The following is a 25,694-nucleotide window of genomic DNA, read 5'->3' as shown; positions in this document are numbered from 1 at the left end:
ATCGATTCAGCTAATTATTCATCCGTGGGTGAGGACATGCTCTGATGGAAGTAAAAGATCTGATTGCGGCCATGACGCCGGAAATCTACCAGCGGCTGGTGCTGGCAGTAGAACTGGGTAAGTGGCCGGATGGTGTGGCACTGACTCCAGAGCAGAAAGAACACAGCCTGCAGGCGGTGATGCTGTGGCAGTCGATGAACAATGCGGACCCACAACATATGAGCATTGGCACCGACGGGCAAATCGTGATGAAAAGCAAACAGGAGCTGAAGCAGCAGTTTATGGCCGAGCCGTTGGCCAAGCTGAAGCCGCAGTAACCTGTTGCTGGCAGGGCGATGTTGCCATCGCCCTGAAGGTTTTACTGCTTCTGCGGGCTCAAGCCTAAGCTTTCGGCTAGCTGATGGGCCAGGCGGTTGTTATCGTCCGCACCATACTCCCAGAACATCGCCCCTCCCAATCCTTTGCTCTTGATGTACTCGGCCTTGATGGCTACCGAGCGTGGGTTCTCATAGCTTATCGCGAACAGTGGTTTGCCTTCGGTTGACTTCATCATCAGATAGGGCACCTTGGCCTCGTTATCCCAATGCGCGGTGAAGCGCCGCTGTGGGTCTTTCAGCATCTTGTTCACGATATCGTTGTATTTGATGTAGCTGTCTTTATCCAAATCCACACCCAGCGATTTAAAGACGTCTTTTTCACGTGCGGTGAAATAGGGCTGGGTGACAGGGTGCTTGGCCGCATCAGCTACATCCCAATCAATACCCGGCTCGGTGGCGCGTTTAGGTACCCGGCCATAGAAACCGATCCCCAGATTGAGTTGAGCAGGCTTCAGCCCGGCGGCCAGATAGTTGTTGACCACGTAGTCGGCGCTGTACTTGTCGGCGGCGGCCACGGTTGGCCATTGTTTGGAGTCATAGAGATTGGAGTTGAAATACTGGGTACCGTACGCCATGTCGTAGGTCATCAGATTGATGTAGTCCAGATAGGGCGCGATAGCCTTAACGTCTACCCATTCCTGCGGACTTTTGACGTTGGCGCCTACGGCGATGGTCAGCAGTTTTTCTTTGCCTAGCTCCTGATGCAGTTCGCTCAGTAGGGTGGTGAAATTGGCTTTGTCGGCCGGTTGGCTTTCCACTAATCCCCAGGCACCGTTAACCGGATATTCCCAATCCAGATCGATACCATCGAGCTGATACTTGGCAATCACCTCCTGCACCGAACGGATAAACACCGCCCGGCTTTCCGGTGTGGCTGCCGCGCCGGAGAACCCACGGGCTCCCCAGCCGCCAACGGACAGCAAAACCTTCAGCGCCGGATTTTGTTGGCGCAATACGGGTAAGCGCTTTAAGTCTGCTTCGACTTTTGGGGAGAGATAGATTTGGTGCAGGCGGGAGGGATCTTTCAGTGCCGGGTTAGTTTCCTCTTTTTCAGCGTTATAAATCAGGCCAAAAGAGTAGTTGAGGTGGGTGATCTGGCTGACGTCCAACTGGTTGATATCACCGCCAGGCCCGGCGGTCACGTCGCCACCGCCGTTAAAGTAGCCGACAGAAAGATAAGGTGCGGCGTGCGCGATGCTCGCGCCAGCCATACCGAGTTGCACCGCTACCAGCAAGGGCAGCAGTTTACGGGTTAAAGCCATGTTGTCTCCTTTGGTCAGCAAGGCCGACCTGAACCGCCTATGGCGGTATCAATAAAGCCGGGCTCGGCAGGCCCCGGATGCGTATAACTTATTGATGCCAATGCATCAGCAGCCATAACAGCAAAAGAGACGGGAGGGAACAAGGTGAGCGCGCAGAAGAATGGTGGGAATGTGAGCAGCGTCGAAAATAAAGCGGTTGGTGGGGAATATGGGGCGCTAAGGTCAAGCAGCCCCAAAAACCGTTAGCGCTGAATAAACTGTGACAGTGTAACTAACTGTGCGCCAGCCGACTGCATTTCTGCCAATGCCTGCTCGCTGTCATCGGGGCTTAAATTGACACCGCGGCAGCCATCGGTGATGACTTGAGTCTGATAACCCAAACGCAAGGCATCTAACACGCTGAACTTGACGCAATAATCGGTGGCCAGCCCCATCACGGCGAGATGAGTGATGCCGCGCTCCTTCAGCCAGCCATCGAGCGCCGTTTGCGCCCGATGCCCGTTATCAAAGAAAGCACTATAGCTATCGATATCCGAGTTCTCGCCCTTACGGAATATCGCCGCGATGTGCTGCTTATCAAGCTGTGGATGAAGCTCTGCGCCAGGACTGTCCTGAACGCAGTGCACTGGCCACCAAACCTGAGGCAGGCCTTCCAGTTCCCCAAGCGTACCAATCTGTGCGTTGGAGTTAATCGCAAAACTGCGATGATCCGCCGGGTGCCAGTCCTGGCTGGCGATCACCGCTTCATTACGGGCCAGGCTGGCTGCGATAGCCTGATTGGCGACGTCAATGGTGGCATCACCTTCTGCCACGCCTAAAGCGCCGCCGGGGCAAAAGTCGTTTTGTAAATCAATCAGCAACAGAGCAGTTTTCATCAGAGTTCCCACTTCGGGTTAGCCCGCAGCGCTTAATTCGCCACGTAGGTCTTGTTGCATCAGGCTGCGGATTTCTTCTGGGGTTAACGGCTGGCTCAACAGGTAATGCAGCTTGGTCAGCGCGGCCTCCACCGTCATATCAAAACCGCTGATGACGCCAGCATGAGCCAGGGCATTACCGGTCGCATAGCCTTCCATATTGACCCGGCCAGAGATACATTGTGTCAGGTTGACAACTACGATGCCACGCTCGGAAGCATCACGCAATTCATCCACCAATTCGGCCTTTTGCGGCGCGTTACCGACGCCGTAAGAGCGCAGGATCAGGGCTTTGACCGGTTGCAGCAGGAAGTTACGCACCACGGCACCGGAAATCCCCGGATAAATCGTCACCACGCCGATGGGCTGTGGCGTGATGTTATGCACGATCAATTCCCCGTTGCACACCGGGGAGGCGATGCCGGTCTGGCGGCGTATGTGGATACCCGCTTCCAGCAAGGGCGGCAGGTTGGGTGAGGCGAAGGCATCAAAGCCGTCGGCATGTGCCTTGGTGGTACGGTTGCCACGAAACAGCTTATTGTTGAAAAACAGGCTGACCTCGTTCACCGGATGATTAGCGGCCAGATAGAGGGCATTCAACAGATTGGTTTGGCCGTCGGAGCGCAATTCTGCCAGCGGGATTTGCGACCCAGTGACGATCACCGGCTTATCCAGGTTCTCCAGCATGAAGGACAGGGCGGAAGCGGTAAACGCCATGGTGTCGGTGCCGTGCAGAATAACAAAGCCGTCATAGCTTGAGTAATTCTGTTTGATGTCGTCGGCGATATGCTGCCAGTCCTCGGGTGTCATATCCGAAGAGTCGATCAACGGGGCATATTCATGAATGGTGAAATCCGGCATCTCGGGGCGATGGAACTCGGGCATCAGTGCCAGCTGGCGCTGTAGGTGGCCGGAAACCGGGATGTACCCTTGTTCGGAACGCTGCATACCGATAGTGCCACCGGTATAGGCGACGTAAATGGATTTCTTTTGCATGGCTTTGATCTTGTGGCTGTCAGATAGGCTGAATTATAGGGAGATAGCAGGAGAAAAAAAGCCCGGCGGGTGCCGGGCTAGAGATTTATTTGTTAACGGACCTCTCCGCAAGTCAGGCATATGGCATAACGATGTTGCGGATCGTTCAGGTTATTAAACAGGCCAGGCTGTTCTTTCACCGCCAGCGCCACCGATGCCAACGGGGCTGGCAGCATTGACTGGATCGCCGCAGGCAGCATGGCGTGGATAGAGACGCCAAACTGGCTGAGCAGCATATCCGTCATGCTAGGGGCATCGATAAACCAGTTGAGTTGCCACTGTGGCAGCTTGGCCAGCTCTGCCGCTTTCTTCACGGCGTCGTCAAAGTCACCCAGCTGGTCGATCAGGCCATTTTTCTTGGCGTCGCTACCGATCCAGACATGACCCTGAGCAATGTGATCGACCTGCTCTGGCGTCATTTTCCGGGCGGTTGCCACCAGGTTGATGAAGTTCTTGTAACCGTTCTCGATGTTCAACTGCATCATCTGCGAGAACTCTGGAGGCAGTGCTTTCGTCACTGCCAGATCGGCCAGTGGTGATGTCGCGACGCCGTCGGTATGTACCCCAACGCTATCCAGCGTGTTCTCGTAAGTGTTGATCACGCCGAAGATACCGATGGAGCCGGTGAGGGTGCTCGGGCTGGCGATAATGTAATCTGCCGGGGTCGACACCCAGTAACCGCCAGACGCGGCCATTCCACCCATGGAAACCACCACCGGTTTACCTGCGGCGCGAACCGCGGCCAGCTCGGAGCGGATCACTTCTGAAGCGCTGACGCTACCGCCAGGGCTATTAACGCGCAGGATGACGGCTTTGATTTTCGGATCCAGACGTGCCTGACGCAGTTGTGAGGCCGTGGTATCGCCACCGACCGATCCTGGCGTCTGTGGGCCATCCATGATCGCGCCATTGACGAAGATAACGGCGATCTCACCGCCCTGATCCGGTGACGGCTGCGGTTGGTAATCGTAGATGCTGACCGCATTGAAGTCATTGCTCTGCTTGTCCCAACCGAAGGTTTTCACCAACTGTGTTTCTATAGCAGTGCGAGATGCCAATTCATCGACCAGTTTGCTGTTCAGGGCGAACTGCGCAGTGTCGCCACCCGCTGCCTTCAAGCCACTGAGAATATCTGCTGCGCCAGGGAACAACTGATCTGGTGTGAGTTGACGGTTAGCCGCCACCGTATCCAGATAGTTTTGCCACAGCCCGCCGACCCAGCGGCTATCGGCTTCCCGCGCTGCCGGTGACATATCGTCACGGATCAGCGGTTCTACAGCAGATTTATAGGTGCCCACGCGGAAAATATTGGTGGTGACCTTCAGCTTCTCCAACAGGGATTTGTAGTAAAGGTTGTTGGTGGCGAAACCATGCAGATCGACGGCACCCTGAGGTGACAGGTAGATCTTGTTGGCATAGCTGGCCAGGTAGTATTGCGTTTGGTTATAGCTATCGCCGATGGCATAGATCGGTTTACCGCTGTCGCGGAATTCACGCAGTGCTTTACCGATGTATTGCAGGGAAGGCTGATCCGCCCCGGCAAAATCATTCAGCTGCAATACCATACCGGTGATGTTTTTATCATCTTTGGCTTTGCGAATGGTATCCACCAGGTCAAACAGTGAGTTTTCCTGTAGACGGTTGCTAGAAGCACCCAGCAGTTCGCGGCCCCACTGACGAACCCGGTTGTTCACCGAAGGTTGATCAACCACCACGCCGCTGAGATCGACCAGCAGTGCGCCATGCGGTGCTACTGCCGAAGAATTGCCTTGGAGTGAAAGATAAATACCGACCCCGACCAGGATCAAGAAAATCAGGAACAAGTTCAGGATAAGTTCCCTGACAAAATTCAGCAGACGCCATGTCCATCTGAAAATACCTGCAATAATTCGCCCCAATGTGCGCATGTGCTCTCCAACAAGAGTCTAGAATGTTCCGCTATCCTAATGAGCGGCCGAAGAAAAGTCAGCTTTAAATCTCCCCATGCAGCTTGAATGGCAATGGGTATAGACAGTATTACAGAGGCTGTAACTCTATGTAGAGCTATGTTAACGTGATTTAAATGCAAATTGTTATCAGGAGTTAATGATGGATGCACTGGATCTTTTACTCAATCGCCGTTCTGCGTCACGCCTGACTGCCCCGGCACCCACAGGTGAAGTGCGCCAGAATATCATCAACGCCGGGCTGCGCGCGCCGGATCACGGGGCGTTACAGCCGTGGCGTTTTATCCTGATCGAGGATCAGGGTCTGCAGCGTTTCAGTGAATTACTGCAAGCGGCCGCCAGACACGATGAGCTGGATGAGAGTGCGGTAGAAAAGGCCAAACAGGCACCTTTTCGTGCGCCTCTGATTATCACGGTGGTTGCTCATTGCAGTGAAAATCCGAAAGTGCCGCGCTGGGAGCAGGTGGTCTCTGCCGGTTGCGCGGTGCAGGCGATGCAAATGGCCGCCTTGGCGCAAGGCTTTAATGGTATCTGGCGCAGCGGTGCCTGGACAGAGCATCCGTTAGTGCGAGAAGCCTTCGCCTGCCGCGAGCAGGACGAGATCGTCGGTTTCCTCTATTTAGGCACGCCGCAGTTAAAAGGCTCGACAAAAGTGGTCGCTCCAGACAGTACGCCTTTCGTCCGTTACTTCTGATCCGCTATGCGGGAACTCGCTCGATAATGCGCGATAACCCGCAGTTTTGTACTGTTTCTGAGCAGGTCGCACGCATAATGCCAACCTGCTCTTATCAATCCCCTCGGCAAGCGCTACCCTATATCCCATTGTGATATCCTTACGTTCGTTTGTTACCCAGAGGGAGTGGACTATGACATCGCCGGCCATTCGTTTGACCCAGTACAGCCACGGCGCTGGCTGCGGCTGTAAAATCTCACCCAAAGTGCTTGAAACGATACTGCATAGCGAGCAGGAAAAGTTTATCGATCCCCATCTGCTGGTGGGCAATGAAACGCGTGATGATGCCGCGGTGTATGACATCGGTAACGGCGTGGGCATTATCAGCACCACCGATTTCTTTATGCCGATCGTCGACGATCCGTTTGATTTTGGCCGTATTGCGGCAGCCAACGCCATCAGCGACGTGTATGCCATGGGCGGAAAACCGATCATGGCCATCGCTATTCTCGGCTGGCCGATTGCCAAGTTGCCCGCAGAGGTTGCCCAACAGGTGATCGACGGTGGCCGCTATGCTTGCCAGCAGGCGGGGATTGCATTGGCTGGTGGCCATTCTATTGATGCCCCAGAGCCGATTTTTGGCTTGGCCGTGACCGGCATCGTCAAAACCGAGCTGGTGAAGAAAAACAGTGCGGCGCAGGCAGGCACCAAGCTATTCCTGACCAAACCACTGGGCATTGGCGTGCTGACCACTGCAGAGAAGAAAAGCAAACTGCTGGCCGAACACCAAGGCCTGGCTACAGAGGTCATGTGCCAGTTGAACAAGCCTGGGGCGGACTTTGCCGAAGTAGCTGGCGTTACGGCGATGACCGATGTCACCGGCTTTGGCCTGCTTGGCCACCTTAGCGAGATGTGCCAGGGTTCCGATCTGCAGGCAACCGTATGGTTCGAATGCGTACCGAAATTGCCTGATGTCGAACGGTATATCAGCGAAGGCTGCGTACCGGGTGGTACCGGGCGTAACTTTGAAAGCTATGGTCACCTGGTTGGCGCCATGAGCGATCTGCAACGTCAATTACTGTGCGATCCGCAAACCTCCGGCGGTTTGCTGCTGGCGGTATTGCCGGAAGCCGAAGCCGAAGTGCAGGCGATAGCGGCACGTCATGGCATCACGCTGAACGCGATTGGTGAATTGCAGGCCGCACAGGCGGGCAAACCACTGATCGAGGTTGTCTAGTGTCAACGATACAGACTCGACAGGATACGCAAGACTACCAGCGCCTTTTTCTTCAGGATGTGCCGCTGATTGACGTGCGCGCGCCGATAGAGTTTACGCAGGGGGCATTCCCCTGTTCAGTTAACCTGCCGCTGATGAGCGACAGTGAACGTCAGGCGGTGGGCACCTGCTACAAGCAGCATGGTCAACAAGCTGCGATCGCTCTTGGGCACAGCCTGGTCAACGGTAAACTGCGTGAGCAGCGCACGCAGGCCTGGATCGAACAGTGTGCCCGGCAACCAGAAGGTTATATCTACTGTTTCCGCGGTGGTCTACGTTCACAATTGGTACAACAGTGGCTGCGAGAGGCCGGTGTTGACTATCCACGCGTGGTAGGCGGCTACAAGGCGCTGCGCAATTTTTTGCTCGGTGCGCTTGAGGACGCCGCTGCGTTGCCTATGCTGATCGTTGGCGGTAACACCGGCTGTGGCAAGACGCTACTGATTAATGAGTTGGCGGCCGGTATCGATCTGGAAGGGATCGCCCATCATCGCGGCTCCTCCTTTGGCCGTACGCTGGTGAAACAGCCTACCCAGATAGATTTCGAAAATCATCTGGCCATACGCATGCTGAAAAAGCAGCATGCTGGTTGCCGGCATTGGGTGTTGGAAGATGAAAGCCGGATTATCGGTTCTACCAATCTGCCTTTAAGCTTGTTCAATGGCATGCAGCAGGCTGCCCTGGTGGTGATTGACGATCCGTTTGATGTGCGTGTGGCACGCCTGCAAGATGAGTACATCGACCGGATGCGCATTGCCTTTGAGCAAGTCTATGGCGAACAAGACGGCTGGCAGCAATATGATGAATATCTGCACCATGGCCTGTTTGCCATCCGCCGCCGCCTGGGGCTGGAACTGTTCCAGCAATTGACGCTGCGTCTCGAATCGGCGCTGCAGGTACAACGGCTCACTGGCCAAAGCGAAGCGCATCAACAATGGCTGGTGCCGCTGCTGCAACACTATTACGACCCGATGTATCGCTACCAATTAGAGAAGAAAACCCAACGTGTGATCTTTCGCGGTAATTACGCGCAAGTCAGAGAGTTCCTGATGACGTATAGCCAGAATAACGGTGAATAATGCGACTGTTTATAGCCGAAAAACCGAGTTTGGCCCGCGCCATTGCTGATGTATTACCCAAGCCCCATCGTCGGGGTGACGGCTTTATTGCCTGTGGCAGCAACGATGTGGTGACCTGGTGCGTTGGGCACCTGTTAGAACAGGCCCAGCCGGATGCTTACGACAGCCGTTACGCGCGCTGGTCGTTGGCGGACTTACCGATAATCCCGCAGAAGTGGCTGTTGCAGCCGCGCCCTTCGGTCAGCAAGCAGCTGAACGCGATCAAAAAGCTGCTGGCAGAGGCCGACGAAGTGATCCACGCGGGTGACCCGGATCGGGAAGGGCAGTTGCTGGTGGATGAGGTGCTGGATTATCTGGCACTGACGCAGGAAAAGCGCCAGAACGTGCGGCGTTGCCTGATTAACGATCTTAACCCACAGGCGGTGGAGCGTGCGGTACAGCGCCTGCGTGATAACCGTGATTTTATCCCGCTGTGCGTTTCCGCGTTAGCGCGTGCGCGTGCAGACTGGCTTTACGGCATCAACATGACCCGCGCCTATACGCTGCTAGGGCGTAACGCGGGCTACGACGGTGTGCTGTCGGTGGGGCGGGTACAGACGCCCGTGTTGGGGCTGGTGGTGCGGCGCGATGAAGAGATCGAAAACTTCGTTTCGAAAGACTTCTTTGAGGTGAAAGCGCATATCGTCACGCCGAAGGAGGAGCGCTTTGTCGCCCTGTGGCAGCCGAGTGAATCCTGCGAACCTTACCAGGATGAGGAAGGGCGTTTACTGCACCGGCCATTGGCCGAACATGTGGTTAAACGCATCGAGGGCGCACCGGCACTGGTCACCTCGTATAATGATAAACGGGAATCAGATACCGCTCCGCTGCCGTTTTCCCTTTCCACGCTGCAGATTGAGGCGTCGAAACGCTTTAACCTCAGTGCCCAGCAGGTGTTGGACGTTTGCCAACGGCTGTATGAAACCCACAAGCTGATCACTTACCCGCGTTCTGACTGCCGTTATCTGCCAGAGGAACACTTTGCCGGACGCCATGCGGTGTTGAACGCCATCAGCGTACATCAGCCGGATCTCTATCCACAGCCGATTATCGATAGCGAGCGCCGTAACCGCTGTTGGGACGATAAAAAGGTCGATGCTCACCACGCGATTATTCCTACGGCGCGTGCTAGCAAGGCCAGCCTGAGCCAGGATGAACTGAACGTTTACGGTTTGGTGGCACGCCAGTATCTGATGCAGTTTTGCCCGGATGCGATGTTCCGCAAGTGCGTCATCGAGCTGGATATCGCCGGCGGCAAGTTTATCGCCAAGGCGCGTTTCCTGGCCGAAGCAGGCTGGCGCACCCTGCTGGGTAGTAAAGAGCGTGATGAGGAAAACGAAGGTGCACCACTGCCCGTTGTCGCCAAAGACGATGAGTTGCTGTGCGAGCGTGGCGAAGTGGTAGAACGCCAGACTCAACCGCCGCGACCCTTTACCGATGCCAGCCTATTGTCGGCCATGACCGGGATCGCGCGTTTTGTGCAGGATAAAGCGCTAAAGAAAATCCTGCGAGCGACCGATGGTTTAGGGACAGAGGCAACGCGCGCAGGTATTATCGAGCTGCTCTTCAAGCGGGCGTTTCTCTACAAGAAAGGGCGCTATATTCATTCCAGCGAAACCGGGCGGGCACTGATCCATTCATTGCCGGACCTGGCGGCTCGCCCTGATATGACGGCGCAGTGGGAGTCTACGTTGACGCAAATCAGCGAAAAATCCTGCCGTTATCAGGACTTTATGCAACCGCTGGAGGGCACACTGCAACAGCTGATCTATCAGGCTAAGCAGAGCCGGGCCAGTATAGCGTTTCGTGGCTTGTCGCCTGCACCGTCAGCCGGGGCGAAAAAGCGTAAAAAGAGTGCCGGTAAGGCACGGGAGAAAAGTGAATGAGCCGCATACCCTTGTTGATTGGTTGTTTGGCACTGTTTTCCACCAGCGTATTGGCCAATCGCGGTAACGTCGATGTCGTCGTGCCGGTTTCCCCTGAAATATGGGGTACCGCACGTACCACGACAACGCCGCCGCCTTGCAACCGTTGCTGCATTTATCAGAATCAAAACTATTCTGAAGGTGCGTTGCTGAAAGTGGGCGACGAGATGATGCAGTGCGCGCGTGACCCTAACGTCACGGGCACCAATCCGTTAATCTGGATCCGCCTCAAGCGGTGATTGCAACTATCTGATTTCTTTACTCACCTTAGCCGTGCCACCAATTGATTTCAATTCCTGACAACGGCTCTATTACAGCTCCCTCTCACTAAAGGAGAGGGTTTGGGTGAGGGGGATAATAAGCGGATATAACTTTCCAGCAGTGGGATATCGGCGGGGGGTAGCGGGTAATCTCTGGCCTGCTCGGGTGTAACCCAAGCAAATGCGCTATGGCAATGTAGCTGTAACTCCCCGCTGAAGGAGTTAACTTGCCAGGCATGTAGCCGAATGACCCTCTCGCTTTGTTGCCACTGATTGCTGGCCACAAAACTCCCCACTTTAGCAATAATGCCCAACTCTTCCCTCAGCTCACGAGCGAGCGCCTGGGGCTGGCTCTCAGCCATTTCGACCTTACCGCCGGGAAACTCCCATAGGCCAGCCTGATCGCTGCTGCTATCGCGTTGGGCGAGCAGGATCTTGCCGTCTTGTTCGATAATGGCGGCAACGACATCAATGATTTTCATAGCTTGGATTCGATATTGCCCCGACGTGCATCGGGGCAGGGAGATTACAGTGCGAACTCGGCCCAGACAGGAGCATGGTCTGAAGGCTTCTCCATGGCACGGATCTGATAATCAATGCCGGTGGCGGTACAGCGCGCAGCCAATGAGGTGTTAGCCAGCAGCAGATCGATGCGTAGGCCACGGTTTTCATCAAAACCGCGTGAACGATAGTCAAACCATGAGAACTCATCGTTACGCTCAGGGTTGGCATGACGGTAAGTATCTACCAGACCCCAGTCCAGCAGGCGGCCCATCCACTCACGCTCTTCCGGCAGGAAGGAGCATTTGCCGGTGCGCAACCAACGTTTGCGACTCTCTTCACCAATACCGATGTCCAGATCGCTTGGGCTGATGTTCATATCGCCCATGATCAACACTTGCGACTCTGCCGGCAGTTGTTGCAGATAATTTTGCAGATCTTGATAAAAGCGGGTTTTGGCCGGAAATTTGATAGGGTGGTCGCGGCTTTCTCCTTGCGGGAAGTACCCATTAATCACCGTCAATGTGCCTTGTGGCGTCGCCAGATCGGCCATGATGATACGACGCTGCGCATCTTCTTCATCAGTAGGAAAACCGCGGCGTACGGCAAGAGGTTCATCTTTAGTCAGCAACGCCACGCCGTAATGGCCTTTCTGCCCATGATAGAACACGTGATAGCCGTGTTGGCTGACTTCTTCCAGCGGGAACATATCGTCGTGGACTTTGGTTTCCTGCAGGCCGATCACATCCGGCTGATGCTGCTCGATAATTGCTGCCAGTTGATGCGGACGTGCACGCAGTCCATTGATATTAAAAGAAACAAACTTCATGAGCGCTGCCGTTTTTATCCGAAAAAATGTGTTCAGATAGTAGCAGAGTTTGGCCGAAAATGTAACGCGGACCAGCGGCGGTTTGCCGCTGGTAGTCAGGGATTATTTCGCCCAACGGTCGTAATTCTGCGGCTGATAGTCATCAAACAGCTGGATTAAGGCTGCCGGAGAATCGCTGATATGCAGGGTCTTGAGGTAATCATGTCGCATAAAACCTTGATCGGCGACGTGCTGTAAAAACTGGCTTAGCGGGTGGTAAAAACCGTTAACATCCAGCAGCCCGACCGGCTTGCTGTGGTAACCGATCTGCCCCCAGGTCCAGATTTCGAACAGCTCTTCCAGCGTACCGATGCCGCCAGGCAAGGCAATAAAACCGTCGGCCAGTTCGGCCATCCGCGCCTTACGGGTGTGCATGTCGGGGACGATTTCCAGCTCGGTCAGGCCACGGTGCGCCGTTTCGGCCTCGACCAGCCGTTGGGGAATGATGCCTATTGCTTCACCACCAGCCTCTAGTACCGCGTCTGCTACCACACCCATTAACCCTTTTTTACCACCGCCATACACCAGACGCCGCCCTTGGGTGGCAAGCAGATGACCTAGTTGGCGGGCATGTTCGACATAGGCTGGATTATTACCCTCGCTGGCACCACAAAAGATACAAATGTTGTTACGCATGACTTTCCCTTGCTGCTTTTAACGAAGCCAGTGGTATAGCGAATTGCGGGATTTAGTTCAAGGGGAATTGATGTTGCGATGGTGGTGAGGAGGAGGACTTCATAGAGATGAAACCAGGTAGTGTTTTATACCGCGACTTCCACCTGTAGCACAATAAGGAGCAGCTATTTGGTTCGGTGGTACATGATGATTTGACGGAAATATTTAGTCTGTGAAGGGTATGCAAGGATGGTGGCGGGGAGGATGACTTCGTAAAGATGAGGCTAGTTGTCTGAGTCATAGTGTTTTATACCGCGACACCTAAGCTTGAGACCGGTGGGAGTCAATGCAGGTTAGCCGACCGTTGAGCGCATGGATGCGCGATTGCGAGCCCCCAGGGACGGGTTTACGGCGTGTCGGCGTTCTGTATGACTTCCACCTGTAGCACAATAAGGGGCAGCTATTTGGTTCGGTGGTACATGGGAATGAGATGATGATTTAAAACTGGGAGGCTTATAAGAAGATGGTGGTGGGGAGGATGACCGCGCAAGCGCGTTGTCCACTGTGTGGACTCGAACCTTGGTCGACGCTTCTCATCCTTCCCTGCTCAGTGCTGTATGGGAATGAGATGACGACTTAAAACTGAGGAGGTCTATAAGAAGATGGTGGTGGGGGAAGGATTCGAACCTTCGAAGTCTGTGACGGCAGATTTACAGTCTGCTCCCTTTGGCCGCTCGGGAACCCCACCATGGTATTCATGGTTGCTAATTTTGAACAGAAAGTTGGCAAATCCTCTCTGGTACTACTGAGTCATCCATCTCTCTTGCCACAGTTGCGGTGGTGGTGAGAAGGATTACCGCGCAAGCGCGTTGTCCGCTATGTGGACTCGAACCTTGGTCGAAGCTTCTCATCCTTCCCCTTCAGTGCTAAATGAAACTCTGAACAACATTTCATTTTAGTGGCTGAAGAGAAGATGGTGGTGGGGGAAGGATTCGAACCTTCGAAGTCTGTGACGGCAGATTTACAGTCTGCTCCCTTTGGCCGCTCGGGAACCCCACCATGATGATCATGGTTCACTACTATTTACTGGGAATCGGCTAGATCCCTTCGTACTACATCATTGCTTGCGAAACGTCTGTCTCGGTAAGCGGGGCGCATCATATCAAATGAAGCGCTTGTGTAAAGCATTGAAATGCAGAAAATGAATTGTTTGTCGCTTTTTTATTCTCAGCGGTGCTTCCGTGAACGAAAGACACCGCTTTGTTAACCAATTACAGGATCACCGTGCGGTTACCGTAGACGAACACGCGTTGAGCCAGCACACGATACAGTGCGCGGCTAAGCACGTTTTTCTCCACGTCACGCCCGGCACGCATCATATCTTCTGCCGAATAGGTGTGATCGACATGAATAACGTCCTGCATAATGATTGGGCCTTCATCCAGACTGTCGTTCACGTAGTGCGCCGTTGCCCCGATGATCTTCACGCCACGCTCATAAGCCTGGTGATAAGGTCTTGCACCGATAAAGGCTGGCAGGAACGAATGGTGAATATTGATCACCTGGTTCGGGTAATGCTGAACGAAAGCCGGGGTCAGCACGCGCATATACTTGGCCAAGACTACGTAATCAGGCTGGTATTGGTCGATCTGCGCGATCATCTGTTGATCATGCTGCTCACGCGTCAGCCCTTCGTGGCTGACCAGATGGAACGGAATGTCAAAACGTTCAACCAGCGTCTGCAACGTGGTGTGGTTGCCAATGACGGCGGCAATCTCAACATCCAAGCCGCCATAGGCGCTTTTCATCAGCAGATCGCCCAGGCAGTGGGCTTCTTTGGTGACTAGCACCACAATACGGCGGCGGCCTGCGCTGTGCAGTTCGCGCTCTGAACCCTCTGGTAACGCGCCGTCCAGATCGGCCAACAGCGTCGTATCATTGAAGATCCCTTCCAGCTCGGTACGCATAAAGAAACGACCGGTGAGGTGATCGACAAACTCATTGTTCTGCACAATGTTCAATTCGTGCTTGTAACAAATGTTGGTGATCTTGGCGATCAGCCCTTTGGCATCGGGGCAGATGGTGCGTAAAATTTTTCTTTGTATGTTTTGCTGTGGCATGAGTGTGTCGATTCCGTCTGATTCTGAACCCGCAGGCTTATTGCCCGCAGCACTTTTTATATTTTTTGCCTGAACCGCAGGGGCAAACGGCATTTCTGCCCGGTTGAGGTTTGGTTCCGTCGATATAGTACCAGCGTTGTTCAAGGCGAAGGAAGCGGGAACGCTCATGCATGGCACTCTCGCTTTCTCCATCGCGCGAGCGGGCGATGAATTCCACGAACCCCTCATTGGCGCTATTGCCAGCGGTTTCCGCAACCACCGTCAACCCAAGCCATTCGGTATTGCCAAAGCTACTGCTGATGGCGCTGCGCCACTCTTCAGGGTTGCAGTCTGGGTGCCAGGTCGCAATAAGATAATCTACATCCCGTTTTACATAGGCGGAATATCTCGAACGCATTAAAATGCCCGGCGACATAGCGTATTGAGTACCTGTTATATAGGGCGCACAGCAAGCGCTGTAGTCCTGCCCGCTGCCGCAGGGGCATAGCTCAGTCAAAATAACGCCTCTCAGTGGTTAGCTCGCGTGATGTAAAGCCGCAGCTAAAATGAATTTAACGCATATGTTACCTAACATCATTCGTTGATGACAATGTACCCTGCGATTGGGTTGAGTGAATTCACCGAGCAAAGGATAGGCGAAGCATGCGGAAAGTTAAAATCGGGTTGGCATTAGGGGCCGGTGCCGCCAAGGGGTGGGCGCATATCGGCGTGATTAACGCACTGCGTAAGCTGGGTATCGAAGCAGATATTGTTGCAGGATGTTCCGTGGGAGCACTGGTTGGGGCGGCGTTTGCCAGCCATCGTTTGCCAGCGATGGAGAAGTGGGTACGCTCATTCAGCTACTGGGACGTGATCAGGCTGATGGATCTCTCTTGGCAGCGCGGTGGATTATTACGCGGCGAACGCGTATTTAACGTCGTTGGCCAAATACTGAAAATTAACGACTTTACCGACTGCTCACTGAAATTCGGTGCGGTGACCACCAACCTCAGTACCGGCCGTGAGCTGTGGATGACTAAAGGGGATATCCACCAGGCCATTCGTGCTTCCTGCAGCATGCCGGGCTTGTTGGCACCGGTCTGGTTTGATGGATATTGGTTGGTGGATGGCGCCTTGGTCAACCCGGTTCCTATTTCATTGGCCAGGGCGATGGGGGCAGACATAGTGATTGCCGTGGATTTGCAACATGACGCGCACCTGATGCAGCAGGATCTGTTTTCGGTACGCAATGATGCTGGCGAGCAGAGTGAAACAAGCATTAGCGATGCCAATAACTGGCGTGACCGCCTGCGGGAACGCATGAATAAAATGATGCTGAAGAAAACCACCTTCACCCCCACGGCGATGGAAATCATGAGCACCTCGATTCAGATGCTGGAGAATCGGGTGAAGCGAACCCGTATGGCCAGTGACCCGCCAGACGTGCTGATCCAGCCGTATTGCCCACAGATATCTACCCTGGATTTCCATCGCGCCAGCGAGGCGATAGAGGCGGGCCGCTTGGCAGTCGAAAAACAGATAGATGTTTTGGCTCCATTGATAAAAAATAAATGATTACCATTTGTTAGGGTGGAATGATGCTATTGGGCGTGTTTTCGACAAGCACAAGTGCTCATTATGAGCCACTATTACAACATCAAAAGGGAAGAGGCTGGGTCGATGGCATTACCACTGATAAGCAAGCGCATCTTAATCGTTGAGGACGAACAGGTTTTCCGTTCTGTGCTTGTAGGTTATCTTGCATCCTTGGGAGCACAAACCAGCGAGGCGGCCAATGGCCTTGTGGCGTTGAGTGCGGTTGAAGAGTTCGCTCCCGATCTGATCCTGTGCGATCTCGCCATGCCGGAAATGGACGGCATCGAGTTTGTTGAGCATCTGCGCTTGCAAGGGATAAAGATCCCGGTATTGGTGATCTCCGCGACCGATAAGATGGCGGATATCGCCAAGGTGCTACGGCTCGGCGTGCAGGATGTGCTGCTGAAACCGTTGAGCGATCTCAATCGGCTGCGTGAAGCGGTACTGGCTTGCCTCTATCCAAATATGTTTACTTCGCAGGCGATCGAAGAGGCCGAGTTGTTCCAGGATTGGCAGGCATTAAGCCAAAACCCCTCCGAGGCCGTGAGATTACTCAAGCAGTTACAACCACCCGTGCAGCAGTCTATTGCCGGTTGCCGTATTAATTATCGGCAATTAACCACCAGCGAAAATCCGGGGTTGGTGTTGGATATCGCGGCGCTATCGGATAAAGACCTGGCGTTTTATTGCCTGGATGTCACCCGTGCGGGAGAAAATGGCGTGATGGCTGCCTTGCTATTGCGTGCGTTATTCAACGGCTTACTGCAAGATCATTTAGCCAATCAACAACATCGCCTGCCGCAAATGTCCGCATTGTTAAAACAAGTTAACCAATTATTGCGCCAAGGCAAGTTAGAAGGCCAATTTCCGCTGTTGGTGGGTTATTATCATGCCGAATATAAGAATTTGGTGCTGGCCTCTGCCGGTTTGCATGCCAATGTAAATACAGGGGATAACCTGATTCAATTAAGTAATGGCGTACCCTTGGGAACGCTTGGCACCACTTACATGAATCAAATTAGCCAACGCTGTGATGCTTGGCAGTGCCAGGTCTGGGGTAGCGGCGGCCGGTTACGTCTGATGCTGAGTGCTGAATAAATCATCAATGGAACTCCAGCAATTGCCCCTGCCTATTCTCCATTAACGTCGTTTCCATAGGTAGTTGTCCTAATTTATTGCTATTTGAGCTTGGGGTAATACTCAGCGGTTTTAAGCTGGTATACTTTGCGGGTTTTTCGTATGGCGGCGTAAGTGCGCAATTTGAGAGCGAAAAAATAGAGCTACTTAGATAGATCGTCAGGATCTCAGTAGCCATTTTCGGGTGACAAGCCCGTTTGTGAGCTCTTTGACCCATAGCGTGTCGAGACGAAAAGACCACCCAACACGGGTAAAGAATTGTTGGTTTGGCTGCTGCCTAGGGCGGCAGACAAACAGAAGTAGCTTGATAACTTTTTGTTAAATTTGAAAATTAGGACTTCCCGATGAAAGTAACCGTTTTCGGTATTGGCTATGTTGGCCTGGTACAGGCAGCCGTGTTGGCTGATGTGGGTCATGATGTCATGTGTATCGACATCGATGAACAGAAGGTCGAAAACCTCAAAAAAGGCAATATTCCGATCTTTGAACCGGGCCTGACTTCGTTGGTACAGCAAAACTATGAAGCCGGTCGCCTACATTTCACTACCGATGCGAAAGCCGGTGTTGCTCATGGCGCGATCCAGTTTATCGCCGTGGGAACGCCACCGGACGAAGATGGTTCTGCCGATCTGAAATATGTCACCGCCGTGGCACGCACCATCGCCGAACATATGACAGACCGCAAAGTGGTGATCGATAAGTCAACCGTACCGGTAGGTACCGCTGATAAAGTTCGTGAAGTGATGACTGAAACGCTGCGCAAGCGCGGCAGCGACTTGGCGTTTGATGTCGTCTCCAACCCGGAGTTCCTCAAGGAAGGGGCTGCTGTTGCCGATTGTATGCGCCCTGAGCGTATCGTGCTGGGCACCGATAACAAAGACGTCATTGAGCCGCTGCGTGAGCTGTATGAGCCGTTCAACCGCAATCACGACCGCATGATCCTGATGGATATCCGCAGCGCAGAGCTGACCAAATATGCCGCCAACTGCATGCTGGCGACCAAAATCAGCTTTATGAACGAAATCTCCAATCTGGCAGAGATGCTGGGTGCGGACATTGAAAAAGTGCGTCAGGGGATCGGTTCGGATTCACGTATTGGCTATCACTTCATTTATCCAGGCTGTGGCTACGGCGGCTCCTGCTTCCCGAAAGACGTTCAGGCGCTAATCCGTACGGCAGAGCATATCGGTTATCAACCGAAACTGTTGCAGGCGGTAGAGCAGGTGAACAACCAGCAGAAATATAAGCTGACCCAGTTCATCAAGCATCATTTTGCTAATGATGTAAAAGGGAAAACCTTCGCGCTGTGGGGCCTGGCGTTTAAACCTAATACTGACGATATGCGTGAAGCTTCCAGCCGCGTGCTGATGGAGACCTTGTGGGAATTAGGCGCCAGCGTGCAAGCCTATGACCCGGAAGCCATGGCAGAAGCGCAGCGTATCTATGGGCAACGTGCCGATCTGAAACTGATGGGTACCAAAGAAGCTGCGTTACAGGGAGCCGATGCGTTGGTGATCTGTACCGAATGGCAGAATTTCCGTGCTCCGGATTTTGATGCGATTAAGGCAGCCTTGAAGCAGCCCGTCATTTTTGATGGCCGTAACCTGTTTGATCCAGAACGTCTGCAAGCTCGCGGCTTTACTTATTATGGTATTGGTCGTGGCGCATCGATTAAGCCGGTCATCTAAGAGGTGAGCATGAAATTCCTGGTTACAGGCGCTGCAGGATTTATTGGTTATCACGTAACGGAGCGCCTGCTAGCCATGGGGCATCAGGTTGTCGGTATCGACAACCTGAATGATTATTACGCTGTCAGCCTGAAACAGGCACGGCTCGACATGCTGGCTAATCGGCCAGCATTTCAGTTTATCAAACTGGATTTGGCCGATCGCAATGGAATTGCCGAGCTGTTTGCTGAACATCAGTTTGAGCGGGTCATTCACCTTGGCGCCCAGGCCGGGGTGCGTTATTCGCTGGATAACCCCTTGGCTTATGCGGATTCCAACCTGATTGGCCATTTGAACATTCTTGAAGGGTGTCGGCATAATAAAGTTGGGCATTTGCTGTACGCGTCCTCCAGCTCGGTTTATGGCCTGAATCGCAAGCTACCGTTTTCGACGGATGACTCGGTCGATCACCCAATATCCCTGTATGCGGCGACGAAAAAAGCCAATGAGCTTATGTCGCACAGCTATTCGCATTTATATGGTCTGCCAACCACCGGCCTGCGTTTTTTCACCGTATATGGTCCTTGGGGGCGTCCTGACATGGCGCTGTTTAAATTCACCAAGGCGATATTGGCCGGTGAGAGCATTGATGTATATAACCACGGTGAGATGCATCGTGACTTTACTTACATTGATGATATTGCCGAGGCGGTAGTGCGCTTGCAGGCCATTGTTCCTCAACCCAATGCCAATTGGACGGTGGAACAAGGGTCTCCAGCCAGCAGTTCTGCGCCTTACCATGTCTATAATATCGGCAATAGTAGCCCTATTAAGTTAATGGAATATATTCATGCTCTGGAGGCTGCGTTAGGTATCACGGCGCACAAAAATATGCTGCCGATGCAGCCTGGTGACGTTTTGGATACCAGCGCGGATACCGAGGAGCTGTACCAGACTATCGCGTTTAAACCTGAGACCAGCGTTGATGAAGGGGTTAAACGGTTTGTTGATTGGTATCGGGCGTTTTATAACGTTCAGTAACCGAACGATAGACGGGTAAAATAAAGGGGCTTTGGCCCCTTTTTCTTTTCCAGTACATGAGAATTTTGCTAGTCAACCGGGATAACGCGCGTGAAGGGCAGGGTGATTACCGTGGGTGCAAAGCAAAAAGGCTCCCATAGGGAGCCTTTTGAAGGTAACTAAAATGCTATTACAGCAGGAAATCGTCCAGAGATTTGCCTTGCTCTTCGATAGCTTTTTTAATCACGGCTGGAGTACGGCCCTGGCCAGTCCAGGTTTTCATTTCGCCGTTTTCATCTTTATAGTGGTATTTAGCTGGGCGTGCAGCACGCTTTGCTTTACCAGCGGCTTTGGTAGCAGCCATAGTTTGCAGCAGTTCGTTTGGATCAATACCGTCTGCAATCAGCATTTCGCGGTATTGTTGCAGTTTACGAGTGCGCTCTTCAATTTCTGCTTGAGCCTGGCTGTCTTCTTCGCGGCGTTCGTTAACAACAACTTCCAGCTTCTCCAGCATCTCTTCCAGTGTTTCCAGGCTGCATTCTCTTGCCTGTGCACGTAGAGTACGGATGTTGTTCAAAATCTTCAATGCTTCGCTCATTGTTCTAGCTCTCAAATTATATTGGTGGGGGGGCGTGACGATAATAATAGAGTGCTCCTTTCTTTTCTGCAATAGCCAAATTGAAAGAGTGACTAAATTTATCTTTAAAAAACCGATATTGAGAACTGTCCGACTAATAACATAGGGGAATCAGGCTTTAATCCCCCCCGGTTTTTATGCCGAATTGTCCAGCCGGAAGGCATAATCGCCGAGCTTAAAGTCATTTTGGTCCGCTTGACATAATTATGCTCTATAACAGTATCGGGAAGGATTTGTGTCCATAATCACTTCCCCAAAAGGACTAGTACTGTAAAGAATGGGGGTATAGCGGTAAAACAGTCTGTCAGGAGCGAGTAAGTTGTTAAGCGTTCCAATTAACCGGGGAGCCATCGCTCAAAACACATTTAATTGCATTGCTGTCGGGAGGGGCAGGGCTGGCTGTTTGCTCACTGGCAGGACTTATCCGTTTGAGCATTAATGAATTTAGTTAATCATTAACAATAATTAATTGTGCTTGAGAAACCACAGTAATCTGTAAATAGATGTAAAAGTGTCCGCTGCGCATGTAAAATGTTTCACATGAAACTTGGCTTATGGCTATTTTCTTAGGCCAAGATAATGTCAGCCCGCTTGCTGTGTCTGACCACGGTCTATGCTACACTGTCAACCTGCACCTTCCGACAGTATATACCCGTTGTCTCTCAGGCCGCAGCGTTGTTAACCGCAACAGACTCATCAACCGGGGGGAATATATTCGCCCTGATTGGCAAGGGCGCAGTGAAGCGCGCCAGCAAGACCAGAGGATGAGTCTGCGGGGGGCTCAGCTACAACCAGAAAGTCTTAGGGTATATATTTTAAACCATTGGAGTCGCGGCCACATGGCTCAGCTTTATTTTTATTATTCCGCTATGAATGCGGGGAAATCGACGGCGCTGTTACAATCTTCATATAATTATCAAGAACGTGGTATGCGCACGCTGGTGTTCACCGCGGAGGTCGACCACCGCTTCGGCGTTGGCAAAGTGAGTTCGCGGATTGGGTTGTCGTCGCAGGCCCAGCTTTATAATAGCGCCACTCAACTGTACGCCATGATTAATCAGGAGCATCAGCAGCAGCCCGTGCATTGCGTGCTGGTGGATGAGAGCCAGTTTCTGACCAAAGAGCAGGTTGAAGAACTTTGCGAGGTGGTCGACCAACTGGATATTCCGGTGCTGTGTTATGGCTTACGCACGGATTTTCTTGGGGAACTGTTTGTTGGCAGCCATCATCTGCTGGCCTGGGCCGATAAACTGGTCGAACTGAAGACCATTTGTCATTGCGGGCGTAAAGCCAATATGGTGCTGCGCCTGGGAGAGGATGGCAAGGCGATGCATATGGGGGAGCAAGTGGTGATTGGGGGTAACGAAAGCTATGTTTCGGTATGCCGCAAGCACTACAAGGAAGCGATCAAGGTTCCAGAGTGATATTGTGCCAGAAGCGCCGCAGAAGGCTTGTGCGGCGTTTTTTTGATGCCACCCTGTAGGTAGGCTGGTATTGCTGTCCAAATAGCGTGGTGCTCATTGAGTGCAATTTATCTCACGCATAAAAAAACCCGCCTTTCGGCGGGTTTTGACCATTCAGAGAACGGTTATTTCTTGGACTTTTTTTCCGCTTTGGCTGCAACAGGTGCTGCAACTACCACTTCTTCTTCAGTCGCTTCGCTGAATTCGCGACCGTAGTAAGTATCCATCAAGATTTGCTTGAGTTCGGCAATCAGCGGATAACGTGGGTTAGCACCGGTACATTGGTCATCAAACGCATCTTCAGACAGTTTGTCGACCTTGGCCAGGAAGTCGGCTTCTTGTACGCCAGCTTCGCGGATCGAGGTTGGAATACCCAACTCTGCCTTGATTTCGTCCAGCCATTTCAGCAGTTTTTCGATCTTCTGTGCAGTACGGTCACCGGCAGCGCTCAGACCGAGGTGGTCTGCGATTTCTGCGTAGCGACGACGTGCCTGAGGACGGTCATACTGGCTGAAGGCGGTCTGCTTGGTCGGGTTGTCGTTGGCGTTATAACGGATAACGTTAGAGATCAACATGGCGTTAGCCAGACCGTGCGGGATGTGGAACTCAGAACCCAGCTTGTGGGCCATTGAGTGACAGACACCCAGGAAGGCGTTGGCAAACGCGATACCGGCGATGGTAGCGGCGTTGTGCACACGCTCACGAGCAACCGGGTTTTTCGCCCCTTCATGGTAGCTGGCTGGCAGATATTCTTTCAGCAGTTTCAGCGCTTGCAGCGCCTGGCCGTCTGAATATTCGTTGGCCAGTACGGAAACGTAGGCTTCCAGGGCATGAGTAACCGCATCCAGGCCGCCGAAGGCGCACAGGGATTTAGGCATGTTCATCACCAGGTTGGCATCGACAATCGCCATGTCCGGGGTCAGAGCATAGTCAGCCAGTGGGTATTTCTGGCCGGTGGCATCATCGGTCACAACGGCAAACGGAGTCACTTCTGAACCGGTACCTGAAGTGGTGGTGACGGCGATCATTTTCGCTTTCACGCCCATTTTCGGGAACTTGTAGATACGCTTACGGATATCCATAAAGCGCAGTGCCAGATCTTCGAAGTGAGTTTCAGGATGTTCGTACAGCACCCACATGATTTTCGCGGCGTCCATTGGTGAACCACCACCCAGCGCGATGATCACGTCTGGTTTGAAGGAGTTCATCTGCTCGGCACCTTTACGTACGATGCTCAGCGTTGGGTCAGCTTCAACCTCAAAGAACACTTCGGTTTCAATACCGTGCGATTTCAGAACTTTGGTGATCTGATCGGCATAACCGTTATTGAACAGGTAGCGGTCGGTAACGATGAAGGCGCGTTTTGCCCCGTCGGTAGCCACTTCTTCCAGCGCGATTGGCAGTGAGCCACGGCGGAAGTAGATTGATTTCGGAAGTTTGTGCCACAACATGTTTTCTGCTCGCTTCGCTACAGTTTTCTTGTTGATCAAATGTTTTGGACCGACGTTTTCAGAGATGGAGTTACCACCCCAGGAACCGCAGCCCAACGTCAGTGACGGAGCGAGTTTAAAGTTGTACAGGTCACCGATACCCCCCTGAGAAGCCGGGGTATTAATCAGAATACGTGCGGTTTTCATTTTGTCGCCAAAATACTCTACACGTGCAGTCTGGTTATCTTGATCGGTGTACAGGCAAGAGGTGTGACCGATACCGCCCATGGCGACCAGTTTCTCTGCTTTGCTGACGGCGTCTTCAAAGTCTTTGGCACGGTACATCGCCAGGGTAGGTGACAGTTTTTCGTGAGCAAACGGCTCAGATTCGTCAACCAGTTTCACTTCACCGATCAGGATTTTAGTGTTGGCTGGCACTTTGATACCGGCCATTTCAGCGATTTTTGGTGCAGACTGGCCAACGATAGCGGCGTTCAGACCACCGTTTTTCAGGATGATGTCCTGAACGGCTTTCAGCTCTTTGCCCTGCAGCATGTAGCCACCGTGGGTAGCGAAGCGTGCGCGCACTGCATCGTATGCGGAATCTACTACGATCACGGACTGTTCAGACGCACAGATCACACCGCTGTCGAAGGTTTTTGACATCAGGATAGAAGCGACTACGCGTTTGATGTCGGCAGTTTCGTCAACCACCACTGGAGTGTTACCAGCACCAACGCCGATTGCAGGTTTACCTGAGCTGTAAGCTGCTTTAACCATGCCTGGGCCACCGGTTGCCAGGATCAGGTTGATGTCTGGGTGATGCATCAACTGATTGGACAGGTCTACCGTTGGCTGGTCGATCCAACCGATGATGTCTTTCGGTGCGCCAGCAGCAATGGCAGCCTGCAGCACGATATCTGCGGCCTTGTTGGTGGCGTTCTTGGCACGTGGGTGCGGGGAGAAAATGATGCCGTTACGGGTCTTCAGGCTGATCAGCGCTTTGAAGATTGCGGTAGAAGTCGGGTTGGTGGTTGGCACGATACCGCACAGCAGACCAATTGGCTCAGCTATAGTAATGGTACCGAAAGTTTCATCTTCGGAGAGGATCCCGCAGGTCTTTTCGTCTTTATAGGCGTTATAGATGTATTCGGAAGCGAAGTGGTTTTTGATGACTTTGTCTTCAACGATACCCATGCCTGATTCTTCAACGGCCAGTTTAGCCAGAGGAATACGGGCATCTGCGGCGGCGAGGGCAGCGGCGCGGAAGATCTTATCAACTTGCTCTTGTGAGAAGTTGGCATACTCGCGCTGGGCTTTTTTGACACGTGCAACTAGCTCGTTCAATTCAGCGACATTCGTTACAGCCATGATGCTCTCCTGATAAATGTTAAACTCTTTCAGTAAATAAGCCGTTCGAGGAACTAGTATAGACATCTGTCAGGAAGGCGTCTGTTAGATCATGAGACTTTTCCCGCAGTTAGCGACCCATACTGCTGATTTACTTAAAGAGCTTTACCAAGTGCAAGTTGGTAGTAGGCAAGCGAGACAGAAATCGGTATCCATACCTCGTACTCCCTTTTGACTACGACTAAGAGCTTAACTATTCCTGAGTAGATATTTTGTGATGTACATCATAAAAATTGCAAGCTGACACCTTTCAGCTTGCGTTTGTTGAGAGTAATTATCAACAAGGTGTTTGGCCATGCCGTGATGATACTGAATAACAGCAGGCAGCACACAAAGCATTAACAATAGCGAATTGTTTTGTAACATTCTGTTGGGGTAGGGAAAAATGCTGGCCGGGTGGATGGATTAGCTGGCGCAATTCTATTACATTAGCGCGCATCGGCAGTGTCTCTTTTTACAGCTATT

Annotated in this window: 22 protein-coding genes and 2 tRNA genes; 11 read left to right on the top strand and 13 right to left on the bottom strand. The window is 52.7% G+C overall.

The annotated features are described in order from the left end of the window. Positions 1-44 precede the first annotated feature (44 nt). The gene (locus WN53_RS22355) at positions 45-317 is read left to right on the top strand and encodes a YeaC family protein (RefSeq protein WP_021181206.1); all 273 of its coding nucleotides are present in this window, start codon (positions 45-47) and stop codon (positions 315-317) included. Positions 318-358: 41 nt separating this feature from the next. On the opposite strand, the gene chiD is transcribed toward WN53_RS22355, so the two are convergent. The 4 genes from chiD to sppA all read right to left on the bottom strand — a co-directional run bounded on the left by chiD (position 359) and on the right by sppA (position 5,495). After that, positions 359-1,639 carry a chitinase ChiD gene (gene chiD / locus WN53_RS22350; RefSeq protein ID WP_024485389.1) on the bottom strand — a complete coding sequence of 427 codons (1,281 nt, stop codon included), beginning with the start codon at positions 1,637-1,639 and terminating at the stop codon, positions 359-361. A gap of 242 nt (positions 1,640-1,881) precedes the next feature. Further along, on the bottom strand, positions 1,882-2,514 hold the full coding sequence (gene pncA / locus WN53_RS22345; RefSeq protein WP_024485388.1) for a bifunctional nicotinamidase/pyrazinamidase: 633 nt from the start codon (positions 2,512-2,514) through the stop codon (positions 1,882-1,884). Between the two features lie 18 nt (positions 2,515-2,532). Then, positions 2,533-3,549 (bottom strand): asparaginase, encoded by a 1,017-nt coding sequence (gene ansA / locus WN53_RS22340; RefSeq protein ID WP_024485387.1) that lies wholly within the window; start codon positions 3,547-3,549, stop codon positions 2,533-2,535. 92 nt (positions 3,550-3,641) lie between these two features. Next, positions 3,642-5,495 carry a signal peptide peptidase SppA gene (gene sppA, locus WN53_RS22335; protein ID WP_024485386.1) on the bottom strand — a complete coding sequence of 618 codons (1,854 nt, stop codon included), beginning with the start codon at positions 5,493-5,495 and terminating at the stop codon, positions 3,642-3,644. Positions 5,496-5,676: 181 nt separating this feature from the next. Between sppA and WN53_RS22330 the strand changes: the two genes are divergently transcribed. The 5 genes from WN53_RS22330 to WN53_RS22310 all read left to right on the top strand — a co-directional run bounded on the left by WN53_RS22330 (position 5,677) and on the right by WN53_RS22310 (position 10,765). Beyond that, complete coding sequence (locus WN53_RS22330; protein ID WP_024485385.1) at positions 5,677-6,228, top strand: NAD(P)H nitroreductase; 552 nt, start codon at positions 5,677-5,679, stop codon at positions 6,226-6,228. 172 nt (positions 6,229-6,400) lie between these two features. Next, entirely contained in the window at positions 6,401-7,444 is a 1,044-nt protein-coding gene (gene selD / locus WN53_RS22325; protein ID WP_021806611.1) for a selenide, water dikinase SelD, read from the top strand. Further along, positions 7,444-8,562, top strand: a complete 1,119-nt coding sequence (gene mnmH, locus WN53_RS22320; RefSeq protein ID WP_046808299.1) for a tRNA 2-selenouridine(34) synthase MnmH — start codon at positions 7,444-7,446, stop codon at positions 8,560-8,562. The genes selD and mnmH overlap by 1 nt, the downstream gene beginning before the upstream one ends. After that, positions 8,562-10,487 (top strand): DNA topoisomerase III, encoded by a 1,926-nt coding sequence (locus WN53_RS22315; protein ID WP_024486969.1) that lies wholly within the window; start codon positions 8,562-8,564, stop codon positions 10,485-10,487. The genes mnmH and WN53_RS22315 overlap by 1 nt, the downstream gene beginning before the upstream one ends. Next, complete coding sequence (locus WN53_RS22310; RefSeq protein ID WP_024486970.1) at positions 10,484-10,765, top strand: DUF1496 domain-containing protein; 282 nt, start codon at positions 10,484-10,486, stop codon at positions 10,763-10,765. Before WN53_RS22315 ends, WN53_RS22310 begins: the two co-directional genes overlap by 4 nt. Before the next feature lie 50 nt (positions 10,766-10,815). Here WN53_RS22310 and WN53_RS22305 read toward each other — a convergent pair whose 3' ends face one another. The 7 genes from WN53_RS22305 to WN53_RS22275 form a co-directional block, all read right to left on the bottom strand. Further along, entirely contained in the window at positions 10,816-11,268 is a 453-nt protein-coding gene (locus tag WN53_RS22305) for a pyrimidine (deoxy)nucleoside triphosphate diphosphatase (protein WP_024486971.1), read from the bottom strand. 44 nt (positions 11,269-11,312) lie between these two features. Next, positions 11,313-12,116: an exodeoxyribonuclease III gene (gene xthA, locus WN53_RS22300; RefSeq protein ID WP_046808298.1), complete on the bottom strand. Its 804-nt coding sequence runs from the start codon at positions 12,114-12,116 to the stop codon at positions 11,313-11,315. A gap of 102 nt (positions 12,117-12,218) precedes the next feature. Further along, entirely contained in the window at positions 12,219-12,791 is a 573-nt protein-coding gene (locus WN53_RS22295) for an LOG family protein (RefSeq protein WP_024486669.1), read from the bottom strand. A 642-nt stretch (positions 12,792-13,433) separates the two neighbouring features. Beyond that, positions 13,434-13,518 (bottom strand) — tRNA-Tyr (locus WN53_RS22290). 226 nt (positions 13,519-13,744) lie between these two features. Beyond that, positions 13,745-13,829 (bottom strand) — tRNA-Tyr (locus WN53_RS22285). Positions 13,830-14,041: 212 nt separating this feature from the next. Further along, entirely contained in the window at positions 14,042-14,890 is an 849-nt protein-coding gene (purU, locus tag WN53_RS22280) for a formyltetrahydrofolate deformylase (protein ID WP_024486670.1), read from the bottom strand. Positions 14,891-14,927: 37 nt separating this feature from the next. Then, positions 14,928-15,386, bottom strand: coding sequence for a YchJ family protein (locus tag WN53_RS22275; RefSeq protein WP_024486671.1), 459 nt, complete (start codon positions 15,384-15,386; stop codon positions 14,928-14,930). A gap of 146 nt (positions 15,387-15,532) precedes the next feature. Between WN53_RS22275 and rssA the strand changes: the two genes are divergently transcribed. From rssA to WN53_RS22255, 4 genes are all read left to right on the top strand, one after another. Further along, positions 15,533-16,444, top strand: a complete 912-nt coding sequence (rssA, locus tag WN53_RS22270) for a patatin-like phospholipase RssA (protein WP_024486672.1) — start codon at positions 15,533-15,535, stop codon at positions 16,442-16,444. Between the two features lie 105 nt (positions 16,445-16,549). Next, positions 16,550-17,563: a two-component system response regulator RssB gene (gene rssB / locus WN53_RS22265; protein WP_024486673.1), complete on the top strand. Its 1,014-nt coding sequence runs from the start codon at positions 16,550-16,552 to the stop codon at positions 17,561-17,563. Between the two features lie 383 nt (positions 17,564-17,946). Then, positions 17,947-19,290, top strand: a complete 1,344-nt coding sequence (locus tag WN53_RS22260) for a UDP-glucose dehydrogenase family protein (RefSeq protein WP_046808297.1) — start codon at positions 17,947-17,949, stop codon at positions 19,288-19,290. A 9-nt stretch (positions 19,291-19,299) separates the two neighbouring features. Then, positions 19,300-20,310 (top strand): NAD-dependent epimerase, encoded by a 1,011-nt coding sequence (locus tag WN53_RS22255; RefSeq protein ID WP_024486693.1) that lies wholly within the window; start codon positions 19,300-19,302, stop codon positions 20,308-20,310. A gap of 169 nt (positions 20,311-20,479) precedes the next feature. Here the strand turns inward: WN53_RS22255 and hns are convergent, their stop codons facing one another. Beyond that, positions 20,480-20,887, bottom strand: coding sequence for a histone-like nucleoid-structuring protein H-NS (hns, locus tag WN53_RS22250; RefSeq protein WP_024486694.1), 408 nt, complete (start codon positions 20,885-20,887; stop codon positions 20,480-20,482). A gap of 878 nt (positions 20,888-21,765) precedes the next feature. On the opposite strand from hns, the gene WN53_RS22245 reads away from it, so the two are divergent. After that, positions 21,766-22,350 carry a thymidine kinase gene (locus WN53_RS22245; protein WP_024486695.1) on the top strand — a complete coding sequence of 195 codons (585 nt, stop codon included), beginning with the start codon at positions 21,766-21,768 and terminating at the stop codon, positions 22,348-22,350. Positions 22,351-22,514: 164 nt separating this feature from the next. Here WN53_RS22245 and adhE read toward each other — a convergent pair whose 3' ends face one another. Then, the gene (gene adhE / locus WN53_RS22240) at positions 22,515-25,190 is read right to left on the bottom strand and encodes a bifunctional acetaldehyde-CoA/alcohol dehydrogenase (protein WP_046808296.1); all 2,676 of its coding nucleotides are present in this window, start codon (positions 25,188-25,190) and stop codon (positions 22,515-22,517) included. Positions 25,191-25,694: the final 504 nt, after the last annotated feature.

Source organism: Serratia fonticola, assembly GCF_001006005.1.
In the GTDB taxonomy this organism is placed as follows: Bacteria; Pseudomonadota; Gammaproteobacteria; order Enterobacterales; family Enterobacteriaceae; genus Chania; species Chania fonticola.
Note: the sequence above shows the minus strand (reverse complement) of the source record. Positions and strands in the feature narration are given on the sequence as shown.